Genomic DNA, 18202 nt, shown 5'->3' with positions numbered 1-18202 from the left:
TTAAGGAAATGAAAAACTATAGAAGATATAAAACCAAGATAGCAGCTGCGATTACAGCAGCTCTGATGATCGGGTGTACAGGAGATTTCGAAGAGATCAACACCAACCCGAACGATCCTGTTGTGGTGCCTACTTCGTACTTGTTAACACAAGCACAGCGAAATACACTGGCGCAACAATCATACTTTACAACGAACCTGTATGCGCAGCTGTTTGCCGAAACACAGTATACCAATACTTCGCGCTACGAAACCGAGCAAGCTTCGTTTGATGGTTTCTACCAGGGACCGCTGGCAGATTTGCAGGAGATCATTGATCTGAACACAAATGAATCTACCAAAGAATCAGCAGAGGTATTGAGCTCAGGTTCCAATGCCAATCAATTGGCAGTAGCGCGTATTCTGAAAGCCTATAATTTCCAGATTCTGACGGATACCTGGGGAGATATACCCTATAAAGATGCATTGCTGGGTATGGAAAATCTTTCACCGGCCTACACTCCGCAGAGTGAAATATATACCGACCTGGTGAGCGAGCTAAAGGCTGCCGCAGCACAGATCGATGCAGGTGCAGGTGTGGAAGGTGATGTTATCTATGGTGGTGACATGGACCTCTGGAAAAAGTTTGCCAACTCGTTGTTGTTACGGGTAGGTATACGCATGTCCGAAGCAAACCCTGATCTGGCGAAAGACGCTATAACATCTGCGCTTGCCGGTGGTGTATTTGAAAACAACGATGAGAGCGCGGTGTTTAATTACCTCAGCGCTTCGGTAAACTCCAATCCGATATACTCACACTTCCATGTGTCCAATCGTACCGACTACGCAATCAGCAATGTGCTGGTAAATTTCATGAAAGGTGTTAGCGATCCGCGACTTCCTGTATATGCAAATCCTACGGAGAACTCGGTAGAAGCAGGTACACCGGAATATGTAGGTGAACTATATGGTGTTACACAGGCGCAAGCGGGAGCAACCACCAATGCTTCCATATCATTCCTGGGGGATTATTGGAAAGAGAGCCCCGCTACAGCCATTATCATCATGAGCTATAGCGAAGTGTTGTTTATACAGGCTGAAGCTGCAGCGAGAGGCTGGGCAAGTGGTGATGCTGAAGAATTATACAATGCTGCTATTGAGGCATCCCTGAATTATTATGGTATAACGGATGAAGATGTTATTAACGATTATATAGCACAGACCGGTGTACAATTTGATGCCGGTAACTATAAGAAATCTATAGGTGAGCAAAAGTGGATTTCGCTTTATGCTGTAGGACATGAACCATGGTCTGAATGGAGACGATTAGGATATCCTGTATTATCTCCTGCACCGGCAGCGGTGGAAGGTCGTGGTATTCCGCTCCGTTTAACATACGCTACGCGCGAGTATACCTTGAACGCGGAGAATGTAAACGAAGCTGTAAAGAGACAAGCAGCATCGGGAACTCTTCACATGAGCGATGCCGTTTGGTGGGATGAGTGATAAGTTAAATACGCAAAGAAAAACCGACCTGTAAAAGGGTCGGTTTTTTATTTTATGGTATATCTATATATAGCTCTGTAGCGTGTTACCATCCGGTTCTGTACTCACGCTTTACAAACTGGTTGGCCTCATCGAAGTTGGTGATCTTCATGTTGGCACCGTCCCACATCAGTTTAATGTTCCGTCCCGGAAAATCGAATTGTTCAGCGTTGTCTTTCTTCGGGATACGAACATCGTAGCTGCGTATCGCGAGGTTACCCATCAATACTGTTTCGGTAAGCGGACCTGCAATTTCGAATGGCGAACTAACTTCCATTTTTCCATAACCTGCCTGGCAAGCTTCTACCCATTGTGCATAGTGGCCGTCAGCTCCGCCTGGTACACGCTTTATAGTCTGCGGTATATTTACTTCTTTATTTCGGGATGTTGGTATCAGGGATGGATACATACCGTAGGTACCGCACATCATCTTGCCTTTGGTACCAACAAATATAGCACCGTTGCCACCATCACCCATGCGTTCATTTGGTCCTAACTCTTCCGGTCTTTCCGGTTGTATACCACCGTCCATCCAGTGAAGTTTTACCGGAGGTTTACCGTTCCGTGCCGGGAAGGTAAGTACAATATAGGAGGAAGGAGGACAGCTCTCCGGGAAGTAGCCACGCTTGAATTCATCTACATATACACTACCGACACTCGCAGTTACATCCGTAGGATATTGAAGTCCTAATACGCGGAACGGAGGTTCAATAATGTGACATCCCATATCACCGAGTGCGCCGGTACCGTAATCCCACCAGCCGCGCCAGTTGAACGGTACTAATTTATCTACATAATCTTTTTGAGGTGCAGTACCTAACCATAAATTCCAGTCAAGCTCTTTTGGTATTTCTGTTTTCTGTGCAGGCCAGCTAATGCCTTGTGGCCATACCGGGCGGTTTGTCCAGCAATATACCGTGTGTACATCACCGAGTAACCCTGCATTATACCACTCCATCAATTGACGCACATCATTACCGGAAGCGCCCTGGTTACCCATCTGCGTAACTACTTTATACTTCCTGGCAGCTTCGGTAAGCGTACGTGCTTCATATATATCATGTGTTAGCGGCTTCTGTACATATACATGTTTACCGAGTTGCATAGCTGCCAGTGCCTGCACCGCGTGGTTGTGATCCGGAGTAGAAACTGATACAGCATCTATATGTTTATGCTCTTTGTCGAGCATAATGCGATAGTCTTTATAGAATTTTGCTTTCGGAAATGCAGCAACCGATTTGGAAGCTCTGCGTGTATCTACATCGCACAGGTATGCAATTTCTGCTTTACCGCTTTTTGCAAAGCTTGAGATATCGCTTTCACCTTTACCACCTACACCTATACCGGCCACGTAAAGCTTATCGCTGGGAGCGCGATAACCTTTACCGCCCAGCACAAAGCGCGGCAGAATGGTAAATGCAGCGGCCGTCATTCCTGCATTCTTGATAAAATTTCTCCGGGAGAGGTCGGTGGTTGGAGGAGTTGATTTTTTCAGTGGCATCTCGTCTGTTGGATTTGGGTTAAATGATTGTATCGGTATAGCGGCACTATAATTCTATACAGCTGTGCTATTCATTAAACGGGCTTCACGATATATACTATATAGGGTGAAGCCCGGAGTAACTACGCATTATCAAATTTTACACTGATCTCCAAAGTACGGTCATCATACTTCAAACCGTATTGATCCAGTACATCCTGCGGAACACCATCCCACTGGTTGGGTTTATTACCAACGTAGCCCAGATCTTTTATTCCGATCTTGCTGGTAAAAAATCCGCATGCTGTTAAATCGCGCATTGTGTTGAAGAAAGCAACACCTTGTTTCATTTCCGGCTTTGCCTGTTCAGGATACGCTATATCATCTACTATTTCAATTTGCTGTTCTGCCGAGCACGATACAAAGTCGGCATTGAATCGCTTCATGCTTTGAACATCCAGCCATTTTATACCACCGCGTAATGGGGTCTGGTAATCGGGCATATCTTTTACAATAAACTCGATGAAGTCCGGTACACCCGCTTCGGAAGCACTGCCCGATATTTCATCCTTTGGAATGATGATGTCGGAAAGAACAGTGATGGTTTTCATCTCATGCTCATCGAAGAATTTTTCAGCAGCAAGTTTTTGTTCACGCACCTGCTCGGCCGCGTAACGATCGATGGTTAAACCTTTCGGTGCTTCAACCACTTCTTTTTTCTCTTCAGGTTTGCACGCCTGGAAGAGTAAACCTGCGCCAGCGGTGCTGACAGCAAGTGTTTTTAAATATTTTCTTCTATCCATGATTTACACAGTTCGGTTGCGGGCGTTCCTACAGATATAAGACAGATATCCTGTAAGAAACCCTTAATTGATTTTAGAGATTTTGCTTTTTCATTTCTTCAATAATATACTCGGAAGCACGCATCGAGAGCGCGAGGATGGTCCACGTAGGATTTTTATCAGCCTGTGATACAAACGGACCTCCATCGACCACGAATAAATTTTTAACCTCGTGTGCCTGGTTGTATTTATTGACTACCGATTTTTTCGGATCATCTCCCATACGGGTGGTACCGACTTCGTGGATTATGCGGCCCGGAGCTTCAAGACCGTAATTGGTATCAGCACCAGCTTTACCCCATGTTACCTCCGCGCCCATCTTGTGAATGATCTCTTCGAAAGTTTCCTGCATGTGCTTGGCCTGCTTGATCTCCTGGTCGCTCCAGTTATAGTGGAAGCGTAACACCGGTATACCATATTTATCTACGACAGTCGGATCGATCTCGCAGTAATTATCTTCGCGTGCAATTGCTTCACCACGGCCTGCCATACCGAATGTAGCTCCGTAGAAATAGCGGTAATCATCTTTCAGTGAAGCTCCATATCCTCCGGCTTGTTTTTTCTTTCCATCGCGTCCGGCATATTTACCATTCACGCTGTCCATACCAAAACCAAAACCATAGCTAGGCATATCCATACCACCCCAGTATTCAATGTGATAACCGCGGGCGAAGTCGAGCTTTTTGTTATCGAGCCACCAGGGAGTATATACGTGCATACCGCCCACACCATCTTCATTATAGCGCTTGCGTCCTACGAGTTTCGGAAGAAAACCTCCCATCGCAGAACCGGTGGAGTCGTGCAGATATTTACCCACCACATTGCTGCCATTAGCCAGTCCGTTGGGAGTGCGCGATGATTTGGAGTTGAGTAACAAACGTGCCGATTCGCAGGCACTCGCAGCGAGTATTACAATCTTGGCTTTAACGGTATACTCTTGCTGATCATCCTTATTTACAAATGAAACTCCGGTTGCTATACCTTCATCGTTTGTTATTACTTCGCGTGCCATGGCATTCGGTATAACATCAACGTTGCCCGTTGCTATAGCGGGTTTGACAAGCACAGATGAAGATGAGAAGTCACCATATACTGTACAGCCGCGATTACACTGCGAGCAGAAGAAGCACGCACCGCGATCTTTATTACCGGGCAGCGGTCGTGTGAGTATCGATAGTCGTGAAGGAATTACCGGTACACCTAACGATGTAGCTGCATCTTTAATAAACAATTCATGCAGACGCGGTTTCGGTGGAGGCAGAAATATACCATTCGGTTCGTTCGGTAAATTTTCTTTCGAACCGAACACACCAATGAGCTGATCTACTTTATCATAGTAAGGTGCTACATCTTCGTAGCTGATCGGCCAGTCATCACCGAGTCCGTCAATACTTCTGTGTTTGAAATCTTTCGGGCCGAAGCGCAGCGAAATTCTTCCCCAGTGATTGGTGCGACCGCCCAGCATGCGTGAGCGGAACCAATCGAACTGTGTTCCATTCTTGTGTGTATAGGGCTCGCCTTCGAGCTGCCAGCTTCCATAGGCTGCATCAAAATCTCCGAAGCCTCGATAATAGGTAGACGCGCCCCTGCGTGGAGATTCCCACGGCCATTTTAATTGCATTACATTTTTAGCAGGGTCGTACATCGGACCTGCTTCGATCAATACTACTTTTACTCCGGCATTCGCCAGGGTATACGCAGCCATTCCACCACCAGCTCCAGAACCAACAATGCAAACATCGTATGATTTTGAAGTCTCTTTAATTTGAAATTTGGGCATAGAAAAGGTTAAAGATTTAAACTAAATGTAAATCTTTCCCCGCTAAATGCTACTTGTTATTTCTGTTTACTTGGCGATTTATGATGATGACCGGTGCTGTTGGGCTGTGTGTTTTTAGGCACGGGGTCGTAACCATGTGTTCCCCACGGATGGCAGCGTGCAATTCGTTTCATGCCGAGCCAGATGCCTTTAAAAACGCCCCACTCCTGAATGGCTTCAATGGTATATTGTGAGCAGGAGGGAGTATGCCTGCAGTTGGATCCTAACAACGGTGAAATGCTTAGCTGGTAAAAGCGGATGGGCAATATGAAAATTTTGCGAAGCACTTCTTTACTGGTTATATACTTCATCCTAACTGTTTTCGCTTCAGAAAAGTTGTCGGGATGAAATATATACTATGGTTATGTTATTCAATCGTAAAGTTTATCTCTCCGTCTTTGCCGTCTTTTAACTGCACGCCCAGTTGTTTGAGGTCATCGCGTATTTTATCGGAGAGTGCATAGTTCTTGTCGACTCTCGCTTTTTTGCGCAGGTCGATCAATACATTAATAACACCACTTAACAATTCATGATTGTGCTCTTCTTCTTCGCGAAGGCCGAGTACATCTTCCATGATCTGTATGTAGGCATTCCTGAATGCATGAAAGGTTTCTTCACTGATGTTCTTCAGCGATAGATTACCTGATTTAAAATCGTTAATGCGCGCAGACATTTCAAACAATGCAGCCAGTGTTTTAGCCGTGTTGAAATCATCGCTCATGTTGCTATAGCATGCATCCACCATTTTCAGAAGATCATCGCGCAGTTCTGCGTTGTCTGATCCTCCGGTATGCTCAAGCTTCTTCACCGTGCCCAGGGCATTGGATAATTTCCTGAATCCTTTTTCAGCAGCATTCAATGCTTCATTTGAAAAATCAAGTGTGCTGGAGTAATGCGATTGGAGCATAAAGAAACGTACCGTCATCGGGCCGAATCCTTTTTCAAGCAACGCATGATCTCCGGCAAATAACTGACGCGGTAAAAATGAGTTGCCTAATGACTTGCTCATCTTCTGTCCGTTTACTGTCAGCATGTTGGAGTGCAGCCAGTAGTTAACCGGTTGCTTGCCATTGGCACCTACGGCTTGCGCGATCTCACATTCGTGGTGAGGGAACTTTAAATCCATACCACCACCGTGAATATCAAATGTCTCACCGAGGTATTTTGTACTCATCACTGTACATTCAATATGCCATCCTGGAAAACCTATACTCCACGGAGAAGGCCAGCGCATGATGTGATAGGGAGAAGCTTTCTTCCACAAAGCAAAATCAATCTTGTTGCGCTTCTCATCCTGACTGTCGAGTTTTCTTCCGCTTTCAATCAGGTCTTCAATCACACGCCCCGAAAGTATACCATAGTTGTGACTGGTGTGATACTTCATCACATCAAAATATACCGAACCGTTTACTTCGTATGCTAAACCTTTATCAATAAGGTTCTTGGTAATTTCAATCTGCTCAACAAGATGTCCGGTAGCTGAAGGTTCAATGCTGGGAGGGAGGATGTTGAATTGACGCATTACTTCATGAAAGCCTTCGGTATAGTGTTTCACTACTTCCATCGGTTCCAGTTGTTCAACGCGTGCTTTCTTCGCGATCTTGTCTTCACCTTCATCAGCATCGTTCTCGAGGTGCCCTACATCGGTTATGTTACGCACATAGCGCACTTTATAGCCAAGATGTCGGAAGTATCGGGATACAATATCGAACGTGAGAAAGGTTCTTACATTTCCCAGGTGTACGTCATTATATACCGTAGGTCCGCACACATACATACCGATGTGACCGGGATTAACGGGTTTGAAGACTTCTTTTTTGCCTCCCAGGGAGTTGGACAGATGAACCGGATATTTTTCGTAAAGCGCCATAGCGTAAAAAAGTGGGCCGAAAATAACGTATTTACCAGATATAATACGATAAAGCACATCCCCGAAAGGGAGCGTTATATGTTTTTTAACAAATGGGGTGCTGATTTTTGTACTACGCCGATTTCAGGATTTCCATGAGCGGTCGCCGAAAACGTTTTCGTTGAATTCCTTGCTTTATTTTTTAATATTAATGAGCTTAGCAATCGATTTCATTTTCCCCTCACTTTTCTAGAACTCTCAACTTAATCCTTTATTTCATGCTAAACCCAACGTGCGATGGAAAACGGCCTCACAAACGCTTTCACTATCGAAACCGTAAACGTTTGTGAAAACGTTTACGAAAGTATTTTTAATTCTTTATGATTGAAGAATTAACAAAATTTTTATTTTCGAATGATGCATGATTCGCAATAATGTTTTGTGCGTCGATTTTTAACCAAATCAATTAACCCAAATCTATCTATGAAAAAACTCTACAGGAGCATGAGTTTGTCATTGGCAATGATGCTGATGCTTGCTTCAGTGGCGCTGGCACAAGAGCGAATTGTGACCGGTACGATCACTGACGAAACCGGTACCGGAATGCCGGGAGTGAACGTTCTCGTAAAAGGCACTTCGGCAGGTACAGCAACCGACACCGAAGGAAAATTCAGAATCGCGGTGCCTAATTCAGACGCTATCCTTATCGTAACATTTGTGGGCTATTCAACTACGGAAGTCCCCGTAGGCTCAAGGTCAGTGGTAGATGTTGCCCTGAATCCTGATGTTACAACCTTCCAGGAAATTGTTGTTACAGGTTATACTACGGAAAACAGAAGAGAAGTTACCGGTGCCGTATCCACTATACGTCCGGCAGAGCTTGTTGCTGTTCCTTCCGGTAACGTTGAGCAGCAGCTTCAGGGACGCGTGCCGGGTGTAACGGTAATCACCAACGGTCAGCCCGGTACAACCAGTGTGGTTCGTATCCGTGGTTTCGGTGCGTTTGGTGGTAACGATCCACTCATCATTATTGACGGTCTTCCGGTAGGCGCCAGTGATTTCCTTTCTCCGGATGACATCGAATCAACAACGGTGTTGAAAGATGCAGCCTCAGCTTCTATATATGGTGCCCGCGCAGCGAACGGTGTAATTGTATATACTACCAAAAAAGGTAAGAAGTCTGACGGTAAACTTCGTGTAAACTACGATGGTGTTTTAGGGGTTACTGTTCCCGGTAAAGTAGATAATATTATGAATCCACAGGAACAGGCTGACTGGACCTGGAATGCGATTCGTAACACTGCAACTCAGCTTGGTGAAACACCTGAGTTCAAGAGTGATCAATATGGCAACGGGGCAACGCCTGTGCTACCCGACTATCTGAAAGTTGGTGATGCATCGGGTGTGGTTGGATCAATCGATCTGAATGCTGAGCGTGCCAAGTATAATAATGATGCTTCTAAAGGTGCAGTATATTTAGTTATACCTGCTAACAAATCAGGAACAAACTGGTGGGATGAAATCACTCGTCCGGCAAGACTGCATCGTCATAACCTGAGCTTCTCAGGCGGTGGCGACAGAAGTGCATTCTATGTGAGCTTGGGTGTGCAGGATCAGGACGGTATCCTGATTCATCAGAACTTCAAACGCTATACATTCCGTATCAACTCGGAACATAACGTTCATAAAAATTTCCGCATCGGTCAGAACATTCAGTTCACATACCTGAGCAGAAAAGGAATTATCGGTGGTAGCGGAGGTCGTGGTGCAGCAAACGAAGAAAGCGATGTATTGTCTGCTTTCCGTATGCCAGCCATCATTCCGGTGCACGATGCTTTCGGCGGTTATGCCGGTACAATTGCAAAAGGATTTAACAACCCGCGCAACCCGGTGGCTGCACGCGACAGATCTTCTGATAACGGTTCGTATAGCATTCTTGGTTTCGGTAATATATATGCGGAACTCGATCTCCTTAAGCATCTGACATGGCGTACCAGCTTTGGAGGTGGTTTCAGCAATAACTACTTCAATAGCTATACTTTCCCGTCATACGAGAACTCTGAAAACAACTCGTCTTTTACCTATGCTGAAGGCGCAGGTTCATTTGCTACCTGGACACTTACCAACACTGCCCAGTATAAGAACAAATTTGATGCACACAGTATAGATATACTCGCAGGTGTTGAAGCGCTCAATACCGGAACAGGAAGAAGTGTTAACGGTTCAGGTTTGAATCCTTTCCTGTATGATTTAAACTATATCAACGTTACCAACACACAGCCAGGTGGCCGTGTTACCGGAAGTACCTATAGCAAAGGTGTTAACTTCTACTCAATCTTCGGACAGTTGAAATATAATTTCAACGAGAAGTATATGTTAACAGGGGTTATCAGACGTGATGGTTCTTCACGTTTTGCTTCGCGTAATCGCTTCGGTGTGTTCCCTGCAGTTTCAGTGGCATGGAGAGCTTCTGAAGAGGAATTCCTGAAAGGCCTGAACTTCATCTCTGATCTGAAGATCCGCGGTGGTTGGGGTGAAATGGGTAACTCGAACAACGTAGATCCTAACAACCAGTTCAGCCTCTGGAATGCAAGCCTTGGTCTTGCAGCGTATGATATAGCAGGTTCTAACTCAGGTGTAACATCCGGTTTGTACCGTTCAAGAATCGGTAACCCGAATGCGAAGTGGGAGACTTCTTCTACAACCAATATAGGTTTCGATGCTTCGTTATTCGATGGTAAAATAGATATAGCATTTGACGTGTGGAGAAAAAATACACGCGACCTGCTATACGGATCAGAAACTGCTGCCGTGGTTGGTCCACAGGCAACCGATCCTTCTATCAACATTGCGAAAATGCGTAACGCAGGTGTGGATATCGAAATTACCACACGTGGCGATGTAGGTACATCGGGTGTAAACTACGAAGTGAAAGCAACCGGATCGTTCCTGAATAACGAAATCGTATCACTGGTTCCCGGAGTTGAGTACTTCGATGGTGGTAACACCCGCAACGGTAACGTTATACGCAACCAGGTAGGACGCGCTATATCTTCATACTTCGGGTATAAAGTTGTAGGTCTGTACCAGGATGCTGCGGATGTAGCAAATTCTCCTACACAGGAAGGAGCTGCTCCCGGTCGTTTCAAGTACGCAGACATCAACGGACGCGATGCTGAAGGTAATTTAACAAACGCTCCTGATGGAAAGATCAACGCGGATGACAGAACATATCTCGGTGATCCTGTTCCTGATTTCTCGGGTGGTATCAACATCAAGCTGAAGTATCAGAACTTTGAACTCGAAACATTCCTCGGTGTATTCTTAGGATTCGAGAACTATAACTTCTCCAAGTGGTTCACAGACTTCTATCCTTCCTTTACCGGGGCTGCGATCGGAACTAACGTGAAAGATTCATGGACGTTTGAAAGAGGTGGTAACACAGTACCAATCTTTGAAAACGTTTCAAACTTCTCAACCAACACACAGTCTAATTCATACTATATCGAGAAAGGTAACTATGCACGTCTCACCAACCTGCAGATTGCATACAACCTGCCTTCTGATATGCTTGGTAACTGGGGTATAACACGTGCCAGAATTTATCTGCAGGCTACTAACCTCTTTACAATCTCTAATTACTCAGGACTTGATCCAGGCGTAGGTGGAGCAGCGGATACAACACTCGGTCTGGACTTCGGTAACCCTCCGGTAACAAGAGGTTTCAACATCGGTGTTAACCTGGGACTTTAATCACTTAATGAGATTACAGATATGAAATTTATATATAGAAATAAAAAGACAACGATATGGGTACTGGTTGCCGCCATTGTGCTGGGGCCTATTGCCTGTAAAGAAAGCTTCCTGGAAGTGCCGGTAACCGGTGAGCTTCAGGAAGGACAGATACTGAACCAGAAAGGTGTTGAAGGTTTGCTGATTGGTGCTTACTCAGTTCTTAACGGACGTGGTAACGGCTGGCACTCCGGTGCTTCCAACTGGATGTGGGGAAGTATACGCGGTGGTGATGCCAACAAAGGTACCAATGCCGGTGACTTTAACGCGATGAACCCTGTGCAGCGTTTTGAAGTAGATGCTGTGAACGGTGAAGTAAACGGTAAATGGTTAGGTGGCTACGAAGGTGTTAACCGCGCCAACTATGTGCTATATCTGTTGAACAACGATCTGGTTGAAAATATATCAGATGCTGTGAAAACAAGAATTATAGCAGAAGCACGATTCCTTCGCGGACATTATTACTTTGAACTCAAGAAGAACTTCAACAATGTGCCTTGGGTAGATGAGACAACCAACAAGCCTGCAAGTTCATCTGACCAGGAGATCATTGAGAAGAGTAATGTTCCGAACAATGTAGATATATGGCCTAAGATCGAAGCCGATTTTCAGTTTGCATACGACAATCTTCCTGAAACACAATCTGAAGTTGGTCGTGCCAACAAATGGGCTGCTGGTGCTTATCTGGGTAAAGTACTGGTATACCAGGCAAGCTGGCCGGATAATGACGGTGTGATTGTAACGAACGCAGCAAAATATACACAGGCAAGAACTGTGTTGGCAGCAGTAATCGCGAACGGTCAAACAACCAATGGCAAGAAGTATGCACTTGTGGCTAACTTCGAAGATGTATTCAAAGGTGAAAATGAAAATCACTCTGAATCTGTATTTGCATTCCAGGCAGCTGCCGGTACGGGTGATATAAATAACACCAACCAGGATCTTGCGATGAACTATCCGTATAACACAGGTCCTACAGGTCCGGGTGAGTGCTGCGGATTTTTTGCGCCAAGCTTCGATCTCATCAACTCGTATAGAACCAATGCATTGGGTTTACCGCTGCTCGATAACTCATACAGGGATGCTGACGAAGAGCTTGCTGATGACCAGGGTATAAAGAGTGATGAAGAGTTTGAAACAGACTTGACACACGAGGTAGATCCTCGCCTTGACCTGACGATAGGTCGCAGGTATGTACAATTCCTGGATTGGATGCCGCACCCTGGCTTCGACTGGATCCGCGATCAGTCGTATGCTGGTCCGTTTACACAGAAAAAATATTCGTATCGCAAATCTGATAAAGGTAAATATCAGGATGGTAGCTCCTGGACTCCGGGCTATCACTCTATCAACTTCATGATTCTGCGCTATTCAGATGTACTGTTGCTTGCTGCAGAAGCAGAGATTGAAGGTGGCGGTGATCTGAATCTGGCGATGGACTATATCAACCAGGTACGTCAGCGTGCAGCAAACTCTACCTTTGTAAAAGGAAGACTGACAGGTTTTGGTACTACCAGCGGTGCTACCGACTACAAGAAACCTATACTGGATTTCGATGAAGATGCTGCTGAGTATAACATTGGATTGTATATAGCATTTGCCAACCAGGCGGAAGCCCGTGCAGCACTTCGCTTTGAACGTAAACTTGAGCTTGCGCTGGAAGGTCAGCGCATGTACGACCTGGTTCGCTGGGGTATAGCAGAGGAAGAACTTAACGATTACCTCGACTATGACGGAGGTAAACTTCCTACAAACCTGGGTGGCGCAACCTATACAGCTACCGATCAGTTCTTGCCTATACCTCAACGTCAGATCGACTTGCAAGGTGCAGACGTGCTGAAGCAGAACAAAGGATATTAATCGTCCTTGAGCCGTTAATTGTTATCCGTTAATCGTTAATCCTGATATACAGATAACTAATAACGGTTAACGATTCAATAAAAAATACCAGCAAGACCAATGTATATTGGTCTTGCTTTTTTATGTTAGTACTATGAAAAGAATCTCTTCCCTGATACCCGCCTTTATTTTACTCGCCGTATTGATCAGCAGTTGTAAAAAGGAAAGCAATACGTTGTTTCGTCTTTTACCTGCGGCTGAAACAGGAATTACATTCAACAATGTTATACAGGATAATGACTCGTTTAATATTTTGTCGTACGAGTATATTTATAATGGTGGCGGTGTAGGTGTAGCTGATTTTAATAACGATGGCTTGCAGGATGTTTTCTTCTCCGGGAATCTCGTTCCCAACAAACTATATATCAATAAGGGTGAACTTGAATTTGAAGATGTATCAGACGTAGCCAATATATCCGGCAACGGACGCTGGTGCTCAGGTGTAAGTGTCGTGGATATCAACAACGATGGGTGGATGGATGTATACGTTACAGCGACCATGCATGCCGATTCTGCCGATCGTAAAAACATGATGTTTATTAACAAAGGTCTTAATAAAGATGGTATACCGGTGTTTGAAGATCAGGCAGCGAAATATGGTATTGAAGTTTTTAAATATAGTATTGCCTCTGCATTTTTTGATTACGACCGCGATGGTGACCTGGATCTGTATGTACTCATCAATCAGCGCCTCAATAATTTTCCGACCAACTATCGCCCTAAAATGACTGACGGAAGTTCTCCGAACAACGACAGACTCTATAAAAATAATGGCGATGGAACCTTTACCAATGTTACCAACGCAGCCGGAATTACTTACGAGGGATTTGGATTAGGACTGGCCATAGCTGATTTAAATAAAGACGGATGGCCGGATATATATGTTTCCAATGACTACCTCTCGAATGACCTGCTATATATCAACCAGCAGAATGGAACTTTCAAAAATGAAATTGCAAGTTATATAGGGCATCAAAGTCAGTTCTCTATGGGGAATGACGCTGCCGATTTTAACAACGATGCATGGCCGGATATCATTACACTGGATATGTTACCCGAAACCAACGATCGCAAGAAAACAACCATCAGTAATAAAAGTTACCAGACCTATATCAATAACGAGCAGTATAAATATGAGTATCAGTACGTGCGTAACATGTTGCACCTGAATAACGGTCTGGCACAGGGTATAAAGTTCAGTGAAGTAGGACAGTTGTCCGGAATATATCAAACGGAATGGAGCTGGTCGCCTTTAATGGCTGATATTGATAACGATGGATTGAAAGATATACTCATCACCAATGGGTTCCCCAAAGATATTACCGATAAGGATTTTGCAAACTACCGTGCTGATGTAGGCAATTTTGCAAGTATAGGTCACCTTAACGATTCGATACCGGTTATTAAAATTCCGAACTATGCTTTTCGGAATAACGGAGACCTTACGTTCAGCGATGTTACACGTAAGTGGGGACTGGATGCACCTTCGTTCTCTAACGGAGCAGCCTTTGTGGATTTTGATAACGATGGTGATCTTGATTATGTTGTCAATAATATCAATGCAGAGGCATCAGTTTATGAAAATACACTCTATGCCCATGGTGGTAAAAAAGATTCTGTAAAGAATAATTTTGTGCGCGTTGCTCTCAAGGGCCCATCACAAAATGTACAGGCGCTTGGTGCGAAGGTAACGCTCTATCAAACGGGTAAGGTGCAGTACCAGGAAAACTATATATACCGGGGCTTCCTTTCATCCGTAGAAGGTGTTATGCACTTTGGTCTGGGCGATGCAGCACAGTTTGATTCAATAGTAGTGGAATGGCCTGATGGCAAAGTCTCCGTTGTCAGCAACGCAAAGGCAGGGCAATTGATTACAGTTGATCATAAAGACAGTAAAGCCGTGGTAAGGAAAACATCAGCTTCAGCGCAGTCTGCCTTGGTACATGAAATATCAGAATCACTCAATATACATTTCAAACATTCAGAGGAGGATAAGATCGACTTCAATCTGCAACGTACACTGCCGCATAAATTTACACAGGACGGTCCGGGTGTAGCGGTAGGAGACGTTAACCAGGACGGTCGTGAAGATTTTATTGTTGGTGGCGCTGCGAATACTGTTGCCACTATATTTACCCAGCAGGCATCCGGTACATTTGTTCAGAGTCAATTGATAGCGGCAACAAAAAAGGTTGAGGAAGATGAAGGATTGTTGCTTCTTGATGTGGATGGAGACCGTGACCTCGATCTATATATAGTCAGCGGAAGTATAGAAGGTTCCTCCGATGCCGATTACCAGGATAAGCTATACCTGAACAATGGCAAAGGTAAATTTGAATTGGCAACTGATGCCGTGCCCGATACAAAAGCAAGCGGCTCGTGTGTACGTGCAGCCGATTATGATGCCGATGGAGACCTCGATCTGTTTGTAGGAGGCAGAGTAATTGCCCGCGGCTACCCGATGCCGGCAGCAAGCTATATACTTCGTAATGACAAAGGTAAATTTACGGATGTTACTGCGGAGGTTGCCTCAGCTCTTCAACAGGCGGGTATGATTACCGATGCACTGTGGACTGACTTTGATAACGACACTAAAATTGATCTGCTGGTGGTGGGAGAATTTATGCCGGTAACCTTCTTTAAGAACGATGGCGGTAAATTCACAAAAGCACAAGCAACGGGCATCGAGAAATATACCGGCTGGTGGAACAGTATAACCGCAGGCGACTACGATCGTGATGGTGATATCGATTATGTAGCCGGCAACCTTGGCATGAACAATAATTACCAGGTAACGGAGCAATCGCCACTGAAGGTTTTTGCAAAAGACTTTGATGGCAACGGCAGTGTAGATCCGGTTATGGCTTGCTATATGCGCGCGTCCATGGCATCGGAGGCAAGGAATCTATACCCGGTACATTTCTGGGATGAACTCAACTCGCAGAGTCCTAAATTCAGGAACAAATATTCGCGCTATCGTCAGTACAGTAAAGCAACGATGGATCAGCTGCTGCCTGCAGATGATCTGAAGGATGCCGTTGTACTCGAAGCCAATCACATGCAGACAAGCTATATCGAAAATAAAGGCAACGGTAAATTTGAGATGCGCGCACTGCCGGTGCTTGTGCAGGTTGCCCCCGTAAAAGGACTCATCTCTTTTGATGTGAATGATGATGGCAATCTGGATGTACTCATGACAGGCAACGATTATGGTAATGAAGTATTTGCCGGCCGGTACGATGCCTTTACGGGATTGATACTATTGGGCGATGGTAAAGGTAATCTCACCCCGGTACCATCAGCCACCAGCGGCTTTTATATACCAGGCGATGCCAAAGCTCTGGTGCACCTGGCCGGCATGAAGGGGGATTTATTTATAGCCACTCAGAATCGCGACAGTTTGCGTGTCTTTGTCCCGACAAAGAGCTCGACAGTAAATATGTTTAAACCGGAATTGCAGGATGTATATGCTCAGCTTATCTACGCAGACGGGCGCCAGCAGAAGGTAGAGTTTTATTACGGGGCCGGTTACTTGTCTCAATCCACACGAACCATTCGTATACCGGCAGGTGTAAAGGAGCTTAAGGTATATGATGCACAGGGGCAAAGCAGAACTGTGGCAGTGGCGGGGAGTTGACTATAGAAGCTGATTCTGCGTGTAGCCCACCCGGTTTTAGCCCCTTAAATCATGAAAAGTAACAACATTTCTGTCGTGTCCATTGAATTTCCTCCGGTTATAAATATCTTTCAAAAAAATCTTAATCTACCTTACTTATGGATGCACAAAAAGTTGACATGTACCTTATGACCAATGGAAAGTTTTTCGAAGGTCACCAGATCCCAATGGTCCGCGAAAAACTCCTGGCGATGGACGAAGCCCGTTTTGCTCAATTGCACTCTATCAATCTGAAAGATCCTACAACGATCCTGATCGTATCAATTGTTGGTGGTGGTTTGGCTATCGACCGCTTTATGATCGGTGATACCGGACTTGCTATAGCGAAACTGCTTACCTGTGGTGGTCTTGGTATATGGACTATCGTTGACTGGTTTATTATCATGGGCCGTACCCGTGAAGTAAACGCTACGAAGTTTTTCCAAATAGCGTAATCAACAAGGAGTACGTTTACATTCCGATATGAAACCGAATAACCGGAAGATATATTGGATACTATCACTCATTTCACTGGCCGGGTATGCATGGATCGGGTTTCATATTCTGGAACACGATCACACGGAATTTTCCGTATGCATCTTTAAAAATGTAACCGGTTGGGCTTGCCCTTCGTGTGGCATTACCCGGTCAGTACTTTCACTTCTGCATGGGCGCATAGGGGAGGCGTTGTGGATCAATCCACTGGGTATACTGGCTGCTTTGCTGCTGATACTGGTACCGGTGTGGCTGATCAGAGATGTTGTACTGAATCAACAAACCCTCTTGAAAGTCTTTCGCCAGGCAGAAGATGCAATCCGCACAAAAAAAAGTATCTACATTCCGTTGATCATGCTGGTTGTGATCAACTGGGGGTGGAACATCATGAAAGACCTGTAATACCTGTATCATTATGGCAGAAGTTGTAGTATTTCCATACCGGCCCGATGACTATGAAAGTGAGAAGGCTTCCAATAGTTATCTCATGTCGCTTATAGCGGTTATTGCCGGGTTGCCGTTACCAATCATCAACCTGCTGGCTACCGGTTTCTTCTGGCTCAGCAATCGCAAGGGAACATTCTTTGTACGCTGGCATTGTATGCAGGCATTGCTGTCGCAGGTCTTTGTGCTCATGATGAACAGTGCCGGGTTCTATTGGACACTATCGATCATCTTCGGCGATAACGAAGTTTCCAATACCTATATAGCCTACCTCATCACCATCTTTATTTTTAATGTGGGTGAATTTATCATGACTATATATGCAGCTGTCAATACCCGTAAAGGACAGCATGTTTACTTCTGGTTCTTTGGTCCGCTTACTGATCAAATCTGCAAACCCTGAT

The 18202-nt window shown here is 45.0% G+C and carries 12 protein-coding genes; 7 read left to right on the top strand and 5 right to left on the bottom strand.

Going from position 1 to position 18202, the window contains the following annotated elements; translation table 11 throughout:
- The first annotated feature begins 8 nt into the window (after positions 1–8).
- The gene (locus tag ACFQ21_RS05675; protein WP_377576044.1) at positions 9–1484 is read left to right on the top strand and encodes a SusD/RagB family nutrient-binding outer membrane lipoprotein; all 1476 of its coding nucleotides are present in this window, start codon (positions 9–11) and stop codon (positions 1482–1484) included.
- A gap of 85 nt (positions 1485–1569) precedes the next feature.
- Here ACFQ21_RS05675 and ACFQ21_RS05670 read toward each other — a convergent pair whose 3' ends face one another.
- From ACFQ21_RS05670 to cysS, 5 genes are all read right to left on the bottom strand, one after another.
- Complete coding sequence (locus ACFQ21_RS05670; RefSeq protein WP_377576042.1) at positions 1570–3024, bottom strand: Gfo/Idh/MocA family protein; 1455 nt, start codon at positions 3022–3024, stop codon at positions 1570–1572.
- Positions 3025–3146: 122 nt separating this feature from the next.
- Positions 3147–3806 (bottom strand): gluconate 2-dehydrogenase subunit 3 family protein, encoded by a 660-nt coding sequence (locus tag ACFQ21_RS05665; protein ID WP_377576039.1) that lies wholly within the window; start codon positions 3804–3806, stop codon positions 3147–3149.
- A gap of 73 nt (positions 3807–3879) precedes the next feature.
- Positions 3880–5625, bottom strand: coding sequence for a GMC family oxidoreductase (locus tag ACFQ21_RS05660; RefSeq protein WP_377576036.1), 1746 nt, complete (start codon positions 5623–5625; stop codon positions 3880–3882).
- A gap of 56 nt (positions 5626–5681) precedes the next feature.
- Positions 5682–5975: a membrane protein insertion efficiency factor YidD gene (yidD, locus tag ACFQ21_RS05655; protein ID WP_377576034.1), complete on the bottom strand. Its 294-nt coding sequence runs from the start codon at positions 5973–5975 to the stop codon at positions 5682–5684.
- Between the two features lie 56 nt (positions 5976–6031).
- Positions 6032–7534 carry a cysteine--tRNA ligase gene (gene cysS / locus ACFQ21_RS05650; protein ID WP_377576031.1) on the bottom strand — a complete coding sequence of 501 codons (1503 nt, stop codon included), beginning with the start codon at positions 7532–7534 and terminating at the stop codon, positions 6032–6034.
- Positions 7535–7996: 462 nt separating this feature from the next.
- Between cysS and ACFQ21_RS05645 the strand changes: the two genes are divergently transcribed.
- From ACFQ21_RS05645 to ACFQ21_RS05620, 6 genes are all read left to right on the top strand, one after another.
- On the top strand, positions 7997–11266 hold the full coding sequence (locus ACFQ21_RS05645) for a SusC/RagA family TonB-linked outer membrane protein (RefSeq protein WP_377576028.1): 3270 nt from the start codon (positions 7997–7999) through the stop codon (positions 11264–11266).
- Positions 11267–11287: 21 nt separating this feature from the next.
- Positions 11288–13165: a RagB/SusD family nutrient uptake outer membrane protein gene (locus tag ACFQ21_RS05640; RefSeq protein WP_377576025.1), complete on the top strand. Its 1878-nt coding sequence runs from the start codon at positions 11288–11290 to the stop codon at positions 13163–13165.
- A 133-nt stretch (positions 13166–13298) separates the two neighbouring features.
- Entirely contained in the window at positions 13299–16841 is a 3543-nt protein-coding gene (locus tag ACFQ21_RS05635; protein ID WP_377576022.1) for a VCBS repeat-containing protein, read from the top strand.
- A gap of 137 nt (positions 16842–16978) precedes the next feature.
- Complete coding sequence (locus ACFQ21_RS05630; protein WP_377576020.1) at positions 16979–17314, top strand: TM2 domain-containing protein; 336 nt, start codon at positions 16979–16981, stop codon at positions 17312–17314.
- 28 nt (positions 17315–17342) lie between these two features.
- Positions 17343–17756 (top strand): DUF2752 domain-containing protein, encoded by a 414-nt coding sequence (locus ACFQ21_RS05625; RefSeq protein WP_377576019.1) that lies wholly within the window; start codon positions 17343–17345, stop codon positions 17754–17756.
- Positions 17757–17769: 13 nt separating this feature from the next.
- The gene (locus ACFQ21_RS05620) at positions 17770–18201 is read left to right on the top strand and encodes a DUF4870 domain-containing protein (RefSeq protein ID WP_377576017.1); all 432 of its coding nucleotides are present in this window, start codon (positions 17770–17772) and stop codon (positions 18199–18201) included.
- The last annotated feature ends 1 nt before the right edge of the window (position 18202 follow it).

Source organism: Ohtaekwangia kribbensis (assembly GCF_042676245.1).
GTDB lineage: Bacteria > Bacteroidota > Bacteroidia > Cytophagales > Cyclobacteriaceae > Ohtaekwangia > Ohtaekwangia kribbensis.
This window is presented reverse-complemented; position numbering and strand designations above follow the sequence as displayed.